The sequence below is a fragment of the Erythrobacter sp. NE805 genome, from assembly GCF_046452355.1.
Classification (GTDB): domain Bacteria; phylum Pseudomonadota; class Alphaproteobacteria; order Sphingomonadales; family Sphingomonadaceae; genus Erythrobacter.
In genome coordinates this window covers 162,095-176,947 of the sequence record NZ_JBKFDI010000004.1, presented here as the reverse complement: position 1 = coordinate 176,947, position 14,853 = coordinate 162,095, and the positions used below count along the sequence as shown (strand labels likewise).

General features: G+C 69.8%; 13 protein-coding genes. All 13 read right to left on the bottom strand.

The features are described 5' to 3' along the window. Positions 1-6: 6 nt before the first annotated feature. Positions 7-156: a hypothetical protein gene (locus tag ACLBKU_RS14900; RefSeq protein WP_410180345.1), complete on the bottom strand. Its 150-nt coding sequence runs from the start codon at positions 154-156 to the stop codon at positions 7-9. 162 nt (positions 157-318) lie between these two features. After that, a complete protein-coding gene (locus ACLBKU_RS14895; protein ID WP_410180344.1) occupies positions 319-1,485 on the bottom strand; it encodes an alpha-hydroxy-acid oxidizing protein in 1,167 nt (388 codons plus the stop codon). A gap of 44 nt (positions 1,486-1,529) precedes the next feature. Next, positions 1,530-1,901: a thiol-disulfide oxidoreductase DCC family protein gene (locus ACLBKU_RS14890; RefSeq protein WP_410180343.1), complete on the bottom strand. Its 372-nt coding sequence runs from the start codon at positions 1,899-1,901 to the stop codon at positions 1,530-1,532. Further along, positions 1,898-1,996 (bottom strand): DUF2474 family protein, encoded by a 99-nt coding sequence (locus ACLBKU_RS14885; protein ID WP_410180342.1) that lies wholly within the window; start codon positions 1,994-1,996, stop codon positions 1,898-1,900. The genes ACLBKU_RS14890 and ACLBKU_RS14885 overlap by 4 nt, the downstream gene beginning before the upstream one ends. A gap of 35 nt (positions 1,997-2,031) precedes the next feature. Further along, positions 2,032-3,027, bottom strand: coding sequence for a cytochrome d ubiquinol oxidase subunit II (gene cydB / locus ACLBKU_RS14880; RefSeq protein WP_410180341.1), 996 nt, complete (start codon positions 3,025-3,027; stop codon positions 2,032-2,034). Continuing rightward, positions 3,027-4,481, bottom strand: a complete 1,455-nt coding sequence (locus tag ACLBKU_RS14875) for a cytochrome ubiquinol oxidase subunit I (RefSeq protein ID WP_410180340.1) — start codon at positions 4,479-4,481, stop codon at positions 3,027-3,029. Before ACLBKU_RS14875 ends, cydB begins: the two co-directional genes overlap by 1 nt. Positions 4,482-4,651: 170 nt before the next feature. After that, complete coding sequence (locus ACLBKU_RS14870) at positions 4,652-5,380, bottom strand: hypothetical protein (RefSeq protein ID WP_410180339.1); 729 nt, start codon at positions 5,378-5,380, stop codon at positions 4,652-4,654. After that, on the bottom strand, positions 5,377-6,384 hold the full coding sequence (locus ACLBKU_RS14865; protein WP_410180338.1) for a sterol desaturase family protein: 1,008 nt from the start codon (positions 6,382-6,384) through the stop codon (positions 5,377-5,379). The genes ACLBKU_RS14870 and ACLBKU_RS14865 overlap by 4 nt, the downstream gene beginning before the upstream one ends. Before the next feature lie 137 nt (positions 6,385-6,521). Then, the gene (locus ACLBKU_RS14860; protein WP_410180337.1) at positions 6,522-7,436 is read right to left on the bottom strand and encodes a response regulator; all 915 of its coding nucleotides are present in this window, start codon (positions 7,434-7,436) and stop codon (positions 6,522-6,524) included. Next, on the bottom strand, positions 7,426-8,901 hold the full coding sequence (locus ACLBKU_RS14855) for a hybrid sensor histidine kinase/response regulator (RefSeq protein WP_410180336.1): 1,476 nt from the start codon (positions 8,899-8,901) through the stop codon (positions 7,426-7,428). Before ACLBKU_RS14855 ends, ACLBKU_RS14860 begins: the two co-directional genes overlap by 11 nt. A 4-nt stretch (positions 8,902-8,905) precedes the next feature. Then, positions 8,906-10,672 (bottom strand): allophanate hydrolase, encoded by a 1,767-nt coding sequence (gene atzF, locus ACLBKU_RS14850; RefSeq protein WP_410180335.1) that lies wholly within the window; start codon positions 10,670-10,672, stop codon positions 8,906-8,908. Continuing rightward, positions 10,669-14,211 (bottom strand): urea carboxylase, encoded by a 3,543-nt coding sequence (uca, locus tag ACLBKU_RS14845; RefSeq protein ID WP_410180334.1) that lies wholly within the window; start codon positions 14,209-14,211, stop codon positions 10,669-10,671. Before uca ends, atzF begins: the two co-directional genes overlap by 4 nt. Further along, on the bottom strand, positions 14,208-14,843 hold the full coding sequence (locus tag ACLBKU_RS14840) for an urea amidolyase associated protein UAAP2 (protein ID WP_410180333.1): 636 nt from the start codon (positions 14,841-14,843) through the stop codon (positions 14,208-14,210). The genes uca and ACLBKU_RS14840 overlap by 4 nt, the downstream gene beginning before the upstream one ends. Positions 14,844-14,853: the final 10 nt, after the last annotated feature.

The following is a 14,853-nucleotide window of genomic DNA, read 5'->3' as shown; positions in this document are numbered from 1 at the left end:
GCGCGGTCAGAACCCGGTGAGGCGTGCGAGGAAGGACTTGTGCGTTTCCATCGGCTGGATGCGGCCGTAGCGCGCCCGGCGCGAATGCTCGTCCTGCACGCAGACCGTGCGCCGCATCGGATCCGGCCGGTTCGACCAGAAAGTCGGTTTTTCCATGTTACGCGTTTCCCGATTCGCGTGAACTGATGTTGCGTCTGCTAACACCAATGCTGTGGATAAAGCTAGGGCGGATGACGGCGACCGTTGTTTTGTTATTGCCGCTGTCACTCCGTACAAGCCCTCAGGGTGTCGCCGGTTCCCAGGTTAGCGGGAACCCGGCTAAATCGTCATACGCCGAGCCCCCGCAGCGCGCACGTCGGCGAGGGTGGGGTAGCCGTTGACCGCCATCAGCAGGTCGGCCTCGGCAAGGATCGAGCGCAGCACGAAGGCCGCCCCCTCCGCTCCGCCGAGCGCCAGACCGTAGGTGTAGGGCCGCCCCACGCCGACCGCGCGCGCGCCGAGCGCCAGCGCCTTCACCGCGTCCGTGCCCGAGCGCACCCCGCTGTCGAACAGCACCGGAGTGTCGCCCGCCGCCGCGACGACATCGGCGAGGAGGTCGATGGTCGCGATCCCCCCATTGGCCTGCCGCCCGCCGTGGTTCGAGCAATAGACCGCGTCGGCCCCGTGATCGACCGCGCGGCGCGCATCGTCGGGGTGGCAGATGCCCTTCAAGACGATCGGCAGCTTCGTCACCGACTTGAACCACGCCATGTCGTCCCAGGTCAGCACCTGCCCGAAGGTCGCCGCCCAGGTGAAGATCGCCGCGGCCGGGTCCTCCTCAGGGGGCCGCGCGAGAAGCGAGCGGAACACGGGGTCGGTGAAGTAGTTCTGGAGCACCTTGCCGCGCAATTGCGGGAAATTCGAGGCGTTGAGGTCGCGCGGGCGCCAGCCGGTCACCCAGGTGTCGAGCGTCACCACCAGGGCGGAATAGCCCGCTTCCTCGGCACGGCGGATCAGGCTTGTCGCCAGCTCGCGGTTCTTGGGGGTGTAGAGCTGGAACCACGCTGGCGTGTCCCCGCAGGCGGCCTTCACCTCCTCGAGCGGGTCGTTGGCGAGGGTCGAGGCGCAGAACGGCACCCCCGTCAGCGCCGAGGCGCGCGCCGCGGCGATGTCGCCGTGGCGGTCCTGCGAGGCCTCGCCGTTGAGGCCGATCGGGGCCATGAACAGCGGGGTCAAGTAGCGGTGGCCGAACAGCTCGACAGAGAGGTCGCGCGTCGCGCAATCGACCATCATCCGCGGCACCATGCCCCAGTGGTGAAAGGCCTTCGCGTTCCGGTCCTGCGTGTGCTCGTCCCCGCACCCGCCCGCGACGTAGTTGGTGAGCATCGGCCCCAGCGCCTCGTGCGCGCGCTTCTCGAGGGTGGCGAAATCGACCGGATAGGGGGGCAGCACGCCCTTGAGTCCGGCATTGTAGATCTCGTTCTGCATCGCGCCGAAATAGGTCATGGCGGCGTATCCCTCCCGTTGTGTTTGCACGGGAGATCAGCCGATCAGCGGGTGCCGGGCAAGCGCTTTTTCGCCGCGAACCGGCGTTGCAGCCGCGGGCGGACCTTGAGGAAGCGCAGGTAGGCCGCCTCGAGCGCTTCGAGCACCAGGGGATGCCGCGCGGCAAGGCCGAAGGGGCGCAACAAGGGGATCGCCCGCCACATCGCCGCAAAGGCCGCCGCGCCGCTGTGGACCTCGCCGTCCTCCTCGGCATGGAAGCGGGCGAGGAGCTGTGTGCGGTCGACAGGGCAGGAGGGGTCGGCCCCTCCGGCGACGTCGACGAAGGTGATCGCCCCGCGCCGATCGAGACGCCGCATCAGCGCGATTTCGCGGGCGCACAGCGGACAGGCGCCGTCGTACCAGACCTTGACCGTCACGGCGCGATCCACAGGCGGATGATCCAAGCCACCACGCCGAGCACCGCGACGCTGGCCGCCCAGATGCCCGCCATCCAGAGGAGGCGTCGCCACAAAGGCCCTTCCGGCTCCCTTTCGGGAGGCGCAAGCATCAGTGATACCCCTCGTGCCCCACCTTGCCGCGGAACACCCAATAGGCCCAGGCGGTGTAGGCGAGGATCAACGGCATGGTGAGCGCGACGCCGACCAGCATGAAAGCCTGCGAGCGATAGGGCGCGGCGGCCTCCCAGATCGTGACGCTCTCGGGGACCGCATAGGGCCAGATCGTCACGCCGAGCCCGCTCATCCCGAGGAAGAACAGCGCGATGCCGAGCCAGAAGGGCTTCGAATTGTGCTCCGTGAGGATCGCCCGCAGCATCGAGAGCGCGACGATGCCGGTGAGGATCGGGACCGGGGCGACCCAGTAGATCTCGGGCGCGGAGAGCCAGCGCTCGGCATACTCGGGGTTGAGGAAGATGTTGTAGAGGCTCACCGCCCCCATCAGCACGACGGTCGCAGCCCCGGCGCGCAGCGCGAGCTTCCTCGCGTGGCCCTGCTCCTCGCCGTCGAGCTTCCAGATCAGCCACGCCGCACCGAGCAGCGCATAGCCCGCGACCGTGCCGAGGCCGGTCAGCAGGGTGTAGGGGGTGAGCCAGTCGAACCAGCTTCCCGCATAGGCGCGGTTCTCGACCTCGATCCCCTGGAGGAGCGCGCCGAGCGTCATGCCCTGCGCGAGCGCCGCGACGAAGGAGCCGCCGGTGAAGGCGAGGTCCCAGAACTTCTGGTGCGCCGGATCGCGCCAGCGGTACTCGAAGGCGACCCCGCGGAACACGAGGCCCAAGAGCATCGCGATGATCAGCGGATAGGTCGCGGGGAGGATCACCGCATAGGCGAGCGGGAAGGCGGCGAAGAGGCCCCCTCCCCCCAGCACCAGCCAGGTCTCGTTCCCGTCCCACACCGGCGCGATCGAGTTCATCGCCCGGTCCCGCTCGCGCCCGGCGGCAAAGGTCGGAAAGAGGATGCCGATGCCGAGATCGAAGCCGTCCATCACCACGTAGGCGAAGACCGCGAAGGCGATGATGAAGGCCCAGACGATGGTGAGGTCCATCACGCGGGCTCCCGTTCCGGCGGCGCCTCGGTCGGCAGCGGCTCCGCGCCGCCGGGGTTCTGGGTCGGCCCGGGGGTGATCCCGGCGGTGCGGATCGGGCCGACATCGCCGCGCTTGACCCCGTATTCGCCGGGCTGCGGCGCCTTGCCCATCAGCCGCAGGATGTACCACACGCCGATGCCGAAGACGGTGAAGTAGACGAGCACGAAGGCGAGCAGCGAGGCGGCGACCGCGGGCGCGGCAAGCGGGCTCGCGGCCTCGGCGGTCCTGAGGAGGCCGTAGACGACGAAAGGCTGGCGCCCGACCTCGGTGGTGATCCACCCGGCGAGCACCGCGGCGAAACCCGATGGGCCCATCAGCACCGCGGCGCGGTGGAGCCAGGGCAGATCATAGAGCGTGCCACGCAGGCGCCCCCACAGGCTCCACAACCCGATCCCGAGCATCGCGAAGCCGAGGCCGACCATGATGCGGAACGACCAGAACACCACCGGCACCGGCGGCTCGCGGTCGTCGGGGATCGTGTCGAGGCCGGCAAGCGGTGCGTCGGGATCGTGCTTGAGGATCAGCGAGGAGGCCTTGGGAATCTCGATCGCATAGCGCACCGTCTTCGCCTCGCTGTCGGGAATGCCGAACAGGATCAGCGGGGCGCCCTCGGGGTGCGACTGGTAGTGCCCCTCCATCGCCATGACCTTGGCGGGCTGGTGCTCGAGGGTGTTGAGGCCGTGGAAGTCGCCCGCGACGATCTGCGCGGGGGTGACGATCGCGGCCATCCACATCGCCATCGAGAACATTTTGCGCGCGTGCGGATTGGCGCGGTCCTTGAGCAGGTGCCAGGCGCCGACCGCGCCGACCACGAAGGCGGTGGTGAGGTAGGCGGCCATCACCGTGTGGACGAGGCGGTAGGGGAAGCTCGGGTTGAAGATGATTTCCGACCAGCTCTCGCCCGGCAGGAATTGCCCATTCGCGCCAAGCACATAGCCCGTCGGCGTCTGCATCCACGAGTTCACCGAGAGGATCCAGAAGGCCGAGACGAAGGTGCCGAGCGCGACCATCAGCGTGGCCGCGAAGTGCAGGCGCTTGCCGACCTTCTGCATCCCGAACAGCATGACCCCGAGGAAGCCCGCCTCGAGGAAGAAGGCGGTCAGCACCTCGTAGGCCATCAGCGGGCCGATCACCGGCCCGGCCCTGTCGGAGAACACCGCCCAGTTGGTCCCGAACTGGTAGGACATGACGATCCCCGAGACGACGCCCATCGCGAAGGCGATCGCGAAGATCTTCAGCCAGTACTTGAACAGGTCGAGATAGACGCTCTTGCCGGTCTTCAGCCAAAGCCCTTCCAGAACAGCCAGATAGCTCGCCAGCCCGATCGAGAAGGCGGGGAAGAAGAAGTGGAAGCTCACCGTGAAGGCGAACTGGATCCGGGCCAGCAGCAGAGCGTCGAGGGTGTCGAACATGATCGTGGAGCTAGTCCCTTGGGGCCAGCGATCAATTGCAATCGCTGCACCAGCAATACGGTTCAAGGCCGAAAGGGTTGCAGGAACGGGGGGTGTAAGGGGGGTGTCGAGGGGGTGTGAGGGGGGTATGGAGGGGGCTTGGCGGTGTCCGGGGGCCGGCAATCCCGCCCCTAGGAGGCGGCCGCTTCGATCGGGCTGGCCAGCGCCGCGCGGAACCGGCGGCGCGCCAGCCATGGCTCGAGCCAGCGGCCGAGCAGGTAGAGCGCCGCGAACAGCCCGGCGAGGAAATAGCCGGGCTCGGGCGAATGGCGGCCCTCGTCCTCTTCCTCCTTCTTGTCCTTCTTCTTCTTGGCCGGGTCTTCGGGAGCGGGCGCGCCGAGGAATTCGTCGATGGGATTGAGCTTGGGGACGGGCTTGTCCTTCTTCTCTTCGTCCTTCTTCTTGTCCTTGCTCGCGGCCTCCTCGGCCTTGGCGGCGGCCTTCTCGTAGTCGTTGATCGTCACCGCGAGCTGCGCGAAGCCGAGGAACAGCAGCGGTGCGAGGAAGCACAGCAGCAGCGCGTGGCTGAACAGCTCGAAGCGCAGCACCGCGCCCGCCCCGGCGCGCTCGATCCACAGCCTGCCGCGGGTGAAGGTCGCGAAGGGGTCCTGCGCGGCCGGGTTGTGCTTGGCATAGGCGAGCACCCCGCCCTCGGCGGCGAGATCGGTGCCCGGGGTGCCGAGCAGCGGCCCCAGCCGGGCGAAGGCCTCCTCGGGCGAGAGCGCGGGGTCGACCGGCACGGCGCCGCGGACCCGCCAGATGTGATCGATATAGGGGATGCGAAAGCCCGGAGCGGGACGCGCAGAAACGCCCGCCGCCGCTTGTCCCCAGGGCCCCGGCGCGCCGGCGGCCTCGCTCATTCGGCGGGTTCCAGCGCGCCCGCTGCCGGAGCCTTGCCGCCGAACTTCCGCGCCACCCACGCCTTGCCGTCACGCCAGCCCTCGCGGAAGGGGAAGACCATCGTCTCGCCCAGATGCATCCGCCGGCCGCCCTCCATCCCGAGCACCTCGGCCTCCCCGTCGACGCAGGTGCCGAAGATCCGGTCCCAGATGATCCAGGTTCCCGAATAATTGCTGCGGGTCGCCTCGTAGTCCTGCGAGTGGTGGACCGAGTGGTGCTCGGTGGTGTTGAAGATGAAGCGCCACCAGCGCGGCACGTTGAAGCGCACGTTGATGTGCTGGTAGGCGCCGACCGTCATCCCGATCGCGCCCGCCAGCAGGAAGGCGCGCGGCAGGAAGTCGAACAGCCCGCCGATCCCGAGCCCGATCAGGAACAGCTCGACCGGATTGCCGACCGCGCCCTTCTGCACGTTCAGCTGGGTGATGTAGTGGTGCGGCGCATGGGTCAGCCACAGCGGGTGCCAGTTGTGCATCGCGCGGTGCATCCAGTACTGGCCGAAGTCGAAGATCATCGAGATGATCACCGCCTGCACCAGCAGCGGCAGGCCGGTGAACCAGTCGAATTTCTTCCAGTCGAAGGCGTCCTGCACTGCGCCGATGATCGCGCCGTCGCCGATGTAGCTTTCGACCATGCCGATGAAGGTCATGCCGAGGCCGACGTAGAAGGCGTCGGTCACGCCCTCCTTCCAGGTCAGCTGCCAGCTCCTGTGGCGCGGGTTGATCCATTCGAGCGCAAGCAGCAGCACCGTCCAGCCGAGCCGGATCGCGATTCCCGTCGAGGCGACGGCGAGCCAGTTGGGGGCGTAGTACCAGAACAGGATCGCCGCGAAGAGCATCGCGGGCTGGAAGTAGCTGAACACGAACCGCTTGATCGGCCCGCCCTCGACCCGCGGGATGTTCTCCCAGCCCACGGTCACCGGCGCGTCCGCCCCGATGATCCGCTTGCCCACCTGAACTCCAGCCATTCGCAACTCCGATCAGAAGAATTCCGCTTCGCTCGCGCCACACAGCCATGCCTTCCCCGCGGGGGCGAGGAAGTGGCCGAATGACGTAATCCCTGTGCGAACCGTTCTTATCGTTGTCGTAGTGTGTCTTGGCGTCCTCAGTCGGCCATCAGCCGGACCGCGATCGCGGTGGCTGCCGCGCGGGTTTCGACCCCCAGCTTGCGGAACACCTGCTCGAGGTGCTTGTTGACCGTTCGCGGGCTTATACCAAGGATTTCGCTGACCGTCTTGTTTGTTTTACCATAGGAAACCCACAGCAGCACCTCGGCCTCGCGGCGGGTCAGGCCGGCCCTGCCCTGGAGCGCGGCGATGCGACCGTCCTCGCGGATCTCGGCGAGGCGCAGGAGGACTTCGCCCGGACGCTCGCTCGCCTGGCGGGTCAGCTCGATCTCGACGCCGCCGGCCGCGGCGCGCAGCGGCTGCGCGCTCTGGCCCGGCGCGGCGGCAGCGGCGAGCGCCTGCGCGAGCTCGGCGAGCGCCTCGGGCAGCGCGCCGCTCTCGGGCGTCCAGGCGGGGTCGAGCCGGGTGAACAGCGCCTCGGCCTGCGGGGTCGCCCAGGCGAGCCTCCCGTCCGCATCGAGCGCGGCGAGGCTCTTGCCCGCAAGGTCGAGCGCCAGCCGCGTGCGCGCCGCGGCGCGGGCATTGGCGAGGTGGACCCGGATGCGCGCGAGCAGTTCCTCGATCACCACCGGCTTCCTCACGTAGTCGACCCCCCCGGTGCCGAGCGCCTCGACGACGTGGTCGGGATCGGTGAGGCCGGTCATGAAGATCACCGGGATGTGCGCGGTGCGCGGGTTGCCCTTGATCGCGCGGGTGGTGTCGAGCCCGCTCATCCCGGGCATCAACCCGTCCATCAGGATGCAGTCGGGCGTTGCCTCCTGGAGCAGGCCGAGCGCTGCCTCGCCGCTGCGCGCGATCAGCACCGTCAGCCCCGCCGCATCGAGCGTGTCGACGAGGAAGCGCAGCTCGTCCGGGCTGTCGTCGACGACGAGGATCGTGTCCCTAGCCGGCATCGCTCTGCACCCTCCTGGCAAGGCCCGCGAGCGCCTTCAGGTCGAAACGGTCGAGGCCCGCGCACAGCGCCTCGGCGAGCGGCGCCGTCTCGGGGCCGAGCGCGGCGAGCTGCGCGATCTCGGCCTCGATCGCGCGGACATGGCCGATCCGCACCAGCCGCTCGATCTCGGCACAATGCGCGGCGGCGGTCGCGGCGATGTGCGGCGGGAGCACGAAGGTGGCGGCAGCGGCGGCGCCCGGCGCGGGCGCTGCGCCAGGCACCGCCGCCGCCTGCGCAGCCCCGGGCGCGCGCACCCATTCGAGGCCGAGTTCCTCGCCGATCGTCTGGAGGAGGTCCGCGAAGTCGAAGGGCTTGGCGATGAAGCGGGTCTGGTCCCCGGGGCGCTGCGGCTCGCCCGAGAGCATCACGATCCTGAGGGCCGGCCCATGTCGGCCGCGCAGCTGCGCGGCAAGCGCGCGGCCGTCCTCGCCCCCGAGCGCGATGTCGCACAGCACCAGGTCGGGCTGAGCCTGCGCGGCGATGGCAAGCGCGGTGTCGCTGTCTCGCGCGGTGCGCAGCTGGAAGCCGAGCGGTTCGAGCAGCGCGCGCAGCATCGCGAGGTGGCCCGGCTCGTCGTCGACCGCCAGCACCCAGCGCTCGCGCCCGAGGTAGCCGGTGATCGCGCCGGGCTCCGGCGCGGCGAGGGTCTCGGGCGGGGTGAGCGGCTGCGAGAGCATCAGCCGGACGGTGAAGCGCGAACCTGCGCCGAGCGCGCTCTCCACGCGGATCTCGCCGCCCATGATGTGCACCAGCGCCTGGGTGATCGCGAGGCCGAGCCCGGCGCCCGGGCGCTCGGCGGCGGGGCCTGCGATGCGCTCGAAAGGGGCGAAGATGCGGCCCGCGTCCTCGGGCGCGATGCCGATCCCGGTGTCGATGACGGCGAAGGTCGCGAGCTGGTTGCGGTATTCGACCTTGAGGGTCACCTGCCCCGCATCGGTGAACTTGATCGCATTGCCGAGGAGGTTGATCAGCACCTGGCGCAGCCGCCGGGGATCGCCCTGCACCCATTCGGGCAGGCCCGGCGGCGTCTCGAGCACCAGCGCAAGGCCCTTGGCCTCGGCCTGCACCGCGAGCATCGCGACGAGGCCCTCGAGGAAGTCGGGAAAGCGGATCGCCTCGCGCTCGAGCTTGAGCGCCCCGCCCTCGACCTGCGCCATGTCGAGCAGCCCCTCGACGAGGTGCGCGAGGTGCTCGGCGCTGCGGCGGATGGTGCGCGCGGCGCTGACCGGATCGCGGCCCTCGCCGCGCTCGATCAGCTGGGCATAGCCGTAGATCGCGTTGAGGGGCGAGCGGATCTCGTGGGCGACGCTGGCGAGGAAGCGGGTCTTGGCCTCGTTCGCGGCCTCGGCCGCACGCAGGCGCGCGGCGAGGTCGGCTGTCTCGCCGCCCTCCCCGCTGAGCCATGTCCTGAGCCGCCCCGCCATCGGTTCACCGCGAAGCGATGTAGGCGCGCCAGCCGCCGAGGTGGGTGATGTCCTCGGCGCCGTTCAGCGCGCGCGGCTCGGCGACGAAGCCCTTGACGCTGCTGCCGTCGGCGAGGGTCACGGTGCCGATCGCGAGCGGCGGGGGAACTTCCGCGACGAAGCTGCCGAACTCGGCAAGGCCGAGCTCGTAGACCTCGAGCTGGATCGCCGCCCCGTCCTCGGAATGGACCAGCGCGGGCTTGGGCGGGACGGAGTCCGCCATCGCGTAGAGCCGGTAATTGGGCGCGGTGGTGAAGGCGCCGACGAAGGTCGCCTCCCGGCTGGTGAGCTGCCAGTGGAGCGGCATGCCTTCGAGATGCGCGCCGACGACGGCGAGTTTGATCCTGTCCATGCGGTCTCCGAGATCGAGTTGCGGGAGTGGCGGCAAGTCGGCCGCGGCGAGGTATTTCCCGGCGAGCGCGACCAGCGCCCGGTCGGTGTGCGCCGGGCCGATCAGGGTGATGCCGAAGCCCGTCGCATTGTCGCGCGCCCCGGCGGGCACAGCAATCGCGGCCATGTCGAGCAGGTTCACGAAATTGGTGTAGAGCCCGAGGTTGCTGTTGAGCGCAATCGGCGCGGCTGCGAGCTCGGCGACGCGGTAGGTGGTGCCGGTGGTCGGGAAGGCGAGGACGTCGACCTCCTCCCACAGGCCTTGCGCCGCGCGGGCGAGTTCGGCGAGGCGGTAGTGGCCCTGCCATACCTCGACCGCGCTCATGTCCAGCCCCGCGCTCACGATCTCGCGCACGGTCGGGTCGATGGCCTCGGGGTTGCTTTCGAGGAGCGGCAGGATCGCGGCGGTGCGCTCCGCCAGCCACGGCCCGCCGTAGAGCAGGCGTGCGGCCTCGAGCAGCGGGGTGATGTCGATTTCCACGAGCTCGCCCTGCCCCGCCAGCGTGGCGAGGGCGCGCGCGTAGAGGTGCTCGGCCTGCACGTCGCCGAAGAACTGCCGCTGATCGCGGCGCGGCACGCCGATGCGCTTGCCCTTGAGGGGCAGGTCGCCGGGCGGGCGCGAGAAGGGGTCCGCGGCGTCGAAGCCCGCCAGCACCGCGTCGACGGCGGCGGCATCCTCGAGCCTGACGGTGAAGACGGTGATGCAGTCGATGCTCCGGCAGGCGGGGACGAGGCCGCGCGTGCTCCACCGCCCCTTGCTCGGCTTCAGCCCGACGAGGTGCTGGAACGCCGCCGGCACCCGCCCCGAACCCGCCGTGTCCGTGCCTAGCGCAAAGGCGACCAGCCCCGCCGCCGCCGCCACCGCGGAGCCCGAGGACGACCCGCCGCTCACGTAATCGCGGTTGTAGGCATTGCGCGGAATGCCATAGGGGCTGCGCGTGCCGACGAGGCCGGTCGCGAACTGGTCGAGGTTGGTCTTGCCGACGCAGATCGCCCCCGCCGCCTTGAGCCTTTCGATCACGCTGGCCGAACGCTCCGGGCGATAGGCGAAGGCCGGGCAGGCGGCGGTTGTGTCGAGCCCCAGAACGTCGATATTGTCCTTGGCGGCGAAGGGCACCCCGGCAAGCGGCAGGCGCTCGCCAGCGGCCACGCGCGCATCGACGGCGCGGGCCGCGGCGCGCAGGGTGTCGGCGTCGAAGCGGCTGATCCACACCTGCGGCTGATGCGCGTCATAGGCGGCAAGGCGCGCGAGGGTGTCTTCCATCACCGCGCTGGCGGTGGTCGCACCGCTGTTAACGGCGTCCGCGATGGCCCCGGCACTCATGCGGGTGAAGGTGCTCATGAGGCCCTCCGCAAGGCCAGCATCGGCGCGCCGGGGCTGAGCGATTGGCTTTCGGCGATATACACAGCCTCGACCGTGCCGCTTGCCGGGGCCTCGAAGGGGCACTCCATCTTCATCGCCTCGATCACCGCGATCACCTCGCCTTCGGCCACAGCGTCACCGGGTGCGACGAGCAGCTTCCAAACGCTCCCGCCGAAGGGGGCCTCGATGAGGTCGGCGCCCTCGGGGATGTCGATCGCCGCCGTCTCGCCCGCGCCGTCATCGGCCCCCAGCAAGGCGCTGACCCGGTCGAACTCGCCGGAGGCCTCCCACGCCGCGCGCTCGGCATCGAAGGCGGCCTGACGGGAGGCCTCGAAGGCGGCGATGCTTGTCGCATTGTCTGCAAGGAACTTGCGATAGTCGACGAGGCGGAACGTCGTCTCCTCGATGCGGATCGAACGCCGCCCGTGGGGGAAATCACGCCGCCACTCGGCGAGTTCCGCGGCGCTGACGGGGAAGAAGCGGATCTGGTCGAAGAACCGCAGCAGCCACGGCTTGCCCCCGGTGAATTCCGCCGTCTGCCGGTGCGTGTTCCAGACCTGCACCGTGCGCCCGAACAGCTGGTAGCCCCCCGGCCCCTCCATCCCGTAGATGCACATATAGGCCCCGCCGATCCCCACCACGTTGGGCGGGGTCCAGGTGCGCGCCGGGTTGTACTTGGTGGTGACGAGCCGGTGGCGCGGATCGAGTGGTGTCGCGACCGGCGCGCCGAGATAGACGTCGCCGAGGCCGAGAACCAGGTAGCTCGCATTGAAGATCAGGTCGTGGGCCGCCTGCGCGTCGGGCAGGCCGTTGATGCGGCGGATGAACTCGATGTTGTCGGGGCACCACGGCGCATCGTCGCGGACGGCGGCGACGTACTTGTCGATCGTCTCCTGCGTCGCCGGATCGCGCCAGCTCAAGGGCAGGTGGACGATCCGCGAGGGCGCCTCGAAGTCGGCGAGGTCACCCATCGCCTCCTCGCATTCCATCAGCGCGGCGAGCGCCCCCGCCTGATCGAGGCGCTCCCCGTCGAAGTGCAGCTGGAGCGAGCGGATGCCGGGGGTGATGTCGATCACGCCGGGGAGGTTCATCGCCTCCAGCGCCTGCATCAGCGCATGGATGCGGATGCGCAGCGCGATATCGAGCACGATCTCGCCGTACTCGACGAGGATGTTGCGGTCCCCCTGCTGGCGGTAGGTGGTGCGCGGGCGGGTGGCGGTGGCGGGTAGCTCGGCGAGGATCGGGGAAAGCGCGGCGATCGGCTGCGGTGTCGCGGTATCGGCGATGCTGACCGGCACGAAGCGCACCCGGTCATCGGGGCTCAATTGCCCGATCATCCAGCGGTCCTCGGCGATTACGGTGAAGGGGCAGACGAAGCCGCCCAGCGAAGGGCCGTCGGGGCCGAGGATGATCGGCATGTCCCCGGTGAAGTCGACTGCGCCGATCGCATAGGGGTTGTCATGGATGTTGGAAGGGTGGAGCCCCGCTTCCCCCCCGTCGCGCCGCGCCCATTCGGGCTTGGGGCCGACGAGGCGCACGCCCGTCCGGTTGGAATTGTAGTGCACCTGCCATTCGGCCGCGAGGAAGGTGTCGATATCGGCAGGCGTGAAGAAATCGGGGGCGCCGTGGGGGCCGTAGAGGACCCTGAGGTGCCATTCGCGGCCGAGTTGAGGGAGTGCGGCCGCCTCGCCCTCGCCCACCGCGCCCGATCCGAGGTGCAGCACATCCCCCGCCACCAGCGCGCGCGCGGCGTGGCCGCCGAACTGGCCGAGGCTGAAGGTCGCGGCGCTGCCGAGATAGGGGACGACGTCGAGCCCTCCGGCGAGGAGGATATAGCCGCGCATCCCCCCGCCGCTCGCCCGGCCCATCGCGAGGGTCTGCCCGGCGGCGATGGGGAGCGCCTCTCCGCGCGGGACCGGCGCGCCGTCGAGGGTCGCGGCGAAGTCGGCGCCGGTCAGGCAGATCGTCGCCTCGGCCTCGAACAGCAGGGTCGGGCCGCTCGCCGTGACCTCCAGCCCCGCGGTGCCCTCGGGATTGCCGAGGATGCGGTTGCCGAGGCGGAAGGAGCGGTCGTCCATCGGCCCGCTGGGCGGGACGCCCACGCTCCACAGCCCGAGCCGCCCGGGCCAGTCCTGCACCGAGGTCGCGGTGCCCCCGGCGATCACCCGGATCGCGCGGCGCTGACAGGTGACGGCGTCGAGCATCCGGGTCGAGACATTGCCGGAGGTGAAGCCCCCGTGCCGCACGACCTCGCGCAGCCACCGGAGGTTGGTCTCGATCCCGTCGACCCGCGAGGCATCGAGCGCCCGCTGCATCCACGCGATGGCGGCCGCGCGGGTGTCGGCGCGGGTTATCAGCTTCGCCAGCATCGGATCGTAGAAGGCGCTGACCTCGCTGCCGGCCATGACCCAGGTCTCGGCGCGGATATCCTCGGGGAAAGCGACATTGGTGAGCGTGCCGGTGGTCGGGCGATAATCCATCGCCGGGTCTTCGGCATAGAGCCGCACCTGCACCGCGTGGCCCTGCGGCTGCGGCGCGGGCGCATCGAGCATCGCGAAGTCGCCCGCCGCGCCGCGGATCATCCACTCGACGAGGTCGATGCCCATCACCTCCTCGGTGACGCCGTGCTCGACCTGGAGGCGGGTGTTCATCTCGAGGAAGAAGAAATCCTCGCGTTGCGCGTCGTAGAGGAACTCGACCGTGCCGGCGGAGAGATACCGCGCCGCCTCGCCGAGCCGCACGGCAGCGGCGATCAGCTCGGCGCGTTTCTCCGGCGCAAGGCACGGCGCGGGGGCCTCCTCGACGACCTTCTGGTTGCGCCGCTGCAAGGAGCAATCGCGCTCGCCCAGCGCCATGACCCGGCCCGTGCCGTCGCCGAAGATCTGCACCTCGATGTGCCGCGCGCGGGGGACGTAGCGTTCGAGGAAGACGCCCGCATCGCCGAAGCTCGCCTCGCCCTGGCGGACGACGGTCGCGAAGCCCGCGCGCACTTGCGCCTCGTCCTCGCACACCCGCATGCCGATGCCGCCGCCCCCGGCGGTCGCCTTGAGGATCACCGGATAGCCGATCCGCGCCGCCGCTTCCGCCGCCTCGTCCGCGCTCTTGAGCAGCCCCGTGCCGGGCGCGAGCGGGAGGCCCTGCGCCTCGGCGAGCGCCCGCGCGGAGTGCTTGAGGCCGAAGGTGCGGATGTTCTCCGGCGTCGGCCCGATGAAGGCGATGCCCGCGGCCGCGCAGGCTTCCGCGAAATCGGCATTCTCGGCGAGGAAGCCGTAGCCGGGGTGGATCGCGCCCGCCCCGGTTGCCTTCGCCGCCGCGAGGATAGCCTCGACGTTCAGATAGGAGAGCGCCGCCGGGCCCGGCCCGATGCACACCGCCGCGTCCGCCGCGCTGACGTGGAGCGAGCCTGCGTCGGCGTCCGAATAGACCGCCACCGTCCTCAGCCCCATGCGCTTCGCCGTGCGGATGATCCGCGTCGCGATCGCGCCCCGGTTGGCGATGAGGACGGTGTCGAACGTCATGCGGCGACGATCATCCGCACCGGGGTCGGGTTGAAGCCGTTGCAGGGGTTGTTGATCTGCGGGCAGTTGGAGACGACGACGATCACGTCCATCTCGGCCCTCAGGTCGACGGTCAGCCCCGGCGCGGAGATGCCGTCGACGATGCCCAGCGTCCCGTCATCCTCCACCGGCACGTTCATGAAGAAGTTGATGTTGGAGACCATGTCGCGCTTGCCGCGCCCCTCGCGAAGGTTCGCCTCGAGGAAATTGTCGACGCAGGCGTGTTGCGACTTCGTGTGATGACCGTAGCGCAGGGTGTTGGATTCGCACGAGCAGGCCCCGCCGATCGTGTCGTGATACTCCACGGCGCTGGCGACGATGGTCATCATCGGATTGCCCTCGTTCGAGAGCAGCACGCTGCCGGTGCGCAGGAACAGGTTGCCCTGCGCGGCGACCGTATCCTGCGCCGAATAGCGCTCGGCATCGTCGGCGGCGGCGTAGATCAGGAAATCGACCGCCTGATTGCCCTCGACATCGACGATCCGCAGCACCTCGCCCGCTTTCACATGGTGCAGCCACGGCGCGCGGGCGGGCACGATCTCGTCGTGGATGATGGTGCCGGAAAGGCCGGAGAGGGCCGGATCGCTGGTCATGTTCGCGTTC

Bases quoted from the DNA above. Each gene is read 5' to 3' on its own strand.
- ACLBKU_RS14895 (WP_410180344.1), bottom strand. From the start codon at position 1,485: ATGACCTATTTCGGCGCGATGCAGAACGAGATCTACAATGCCGGACTC.
- ACLBKU_RS14900 (WP_410180345.1), bottom strand. From the start codon at position 156: ATGGAAAAACCGACTTTCTGGTCGAACCGGCCGGATCCGATGCGGCGC.
- atzF (WP_410180335.1), bottom strand. From the start codon at position 10,672: ATGAGCACCTTCACCCGCATGAGTGCCGGGGCCATCGCGGACGCCGTT.
- ACLBKU_RS14865 (WP_410180338.1), bottom strand. From the start codon at position 6,384: ATGGCTGGAGTTCAGGTGGGCAAGCGGATCATCGGGGCGGACGCGCCG.
- ACLBKU_RS14870 (WP_410180339.1), bottom strand. From the start codon at position 5,380: ATGAGCGAGGCCGCCGGCGCGCCGGGGCCCTGGGGACAAGCGGCGGCG.
- ACLBKU_RS14855 (WP_410180336.1), bottom strand. From the start codon at position 8,901: ATGGCGGGGCGGCTCAGGACATGGCTCAGCGGGGAGGGCGGCGAGACA.
- ACLBKU_RS14875 (WP_410180340.1), bottom strand. From the start codon at position 4,481: ATGTTCGACACCCTCGACGCTCTGCTGCTGGCCCGGATCCAGTTCGCC.
- cydB (WP_410180341.1), bottom strand. From the start codon at position 3,027: ATGGACCTCACCATCGTCTGGGCCTTCATCATCGCCTTCGCGGTCTTC.
- ACLBKU_RS14860 (WP_410180337.1), bottom strand. From the start codon at position 7,436: ATGCCGGCTAGGGACACGATCCTCGTCGTCGACGACAGCCCGGACGAG.
- uca (WP_410180334.1), bottom strand. From the start codon at position 14,211: ATGACGTTCGACACCGTCCTCATCGCCAACCGGGGCGCGATCGCGACG.
- ACLBKU_RS14840 (WP_410180333.1), bottom strand. From the start codon at position 14,843: ATGACCAGCGATCCGGCCCTCTCCGGCCTTTCCGGCACCATCATCCAC.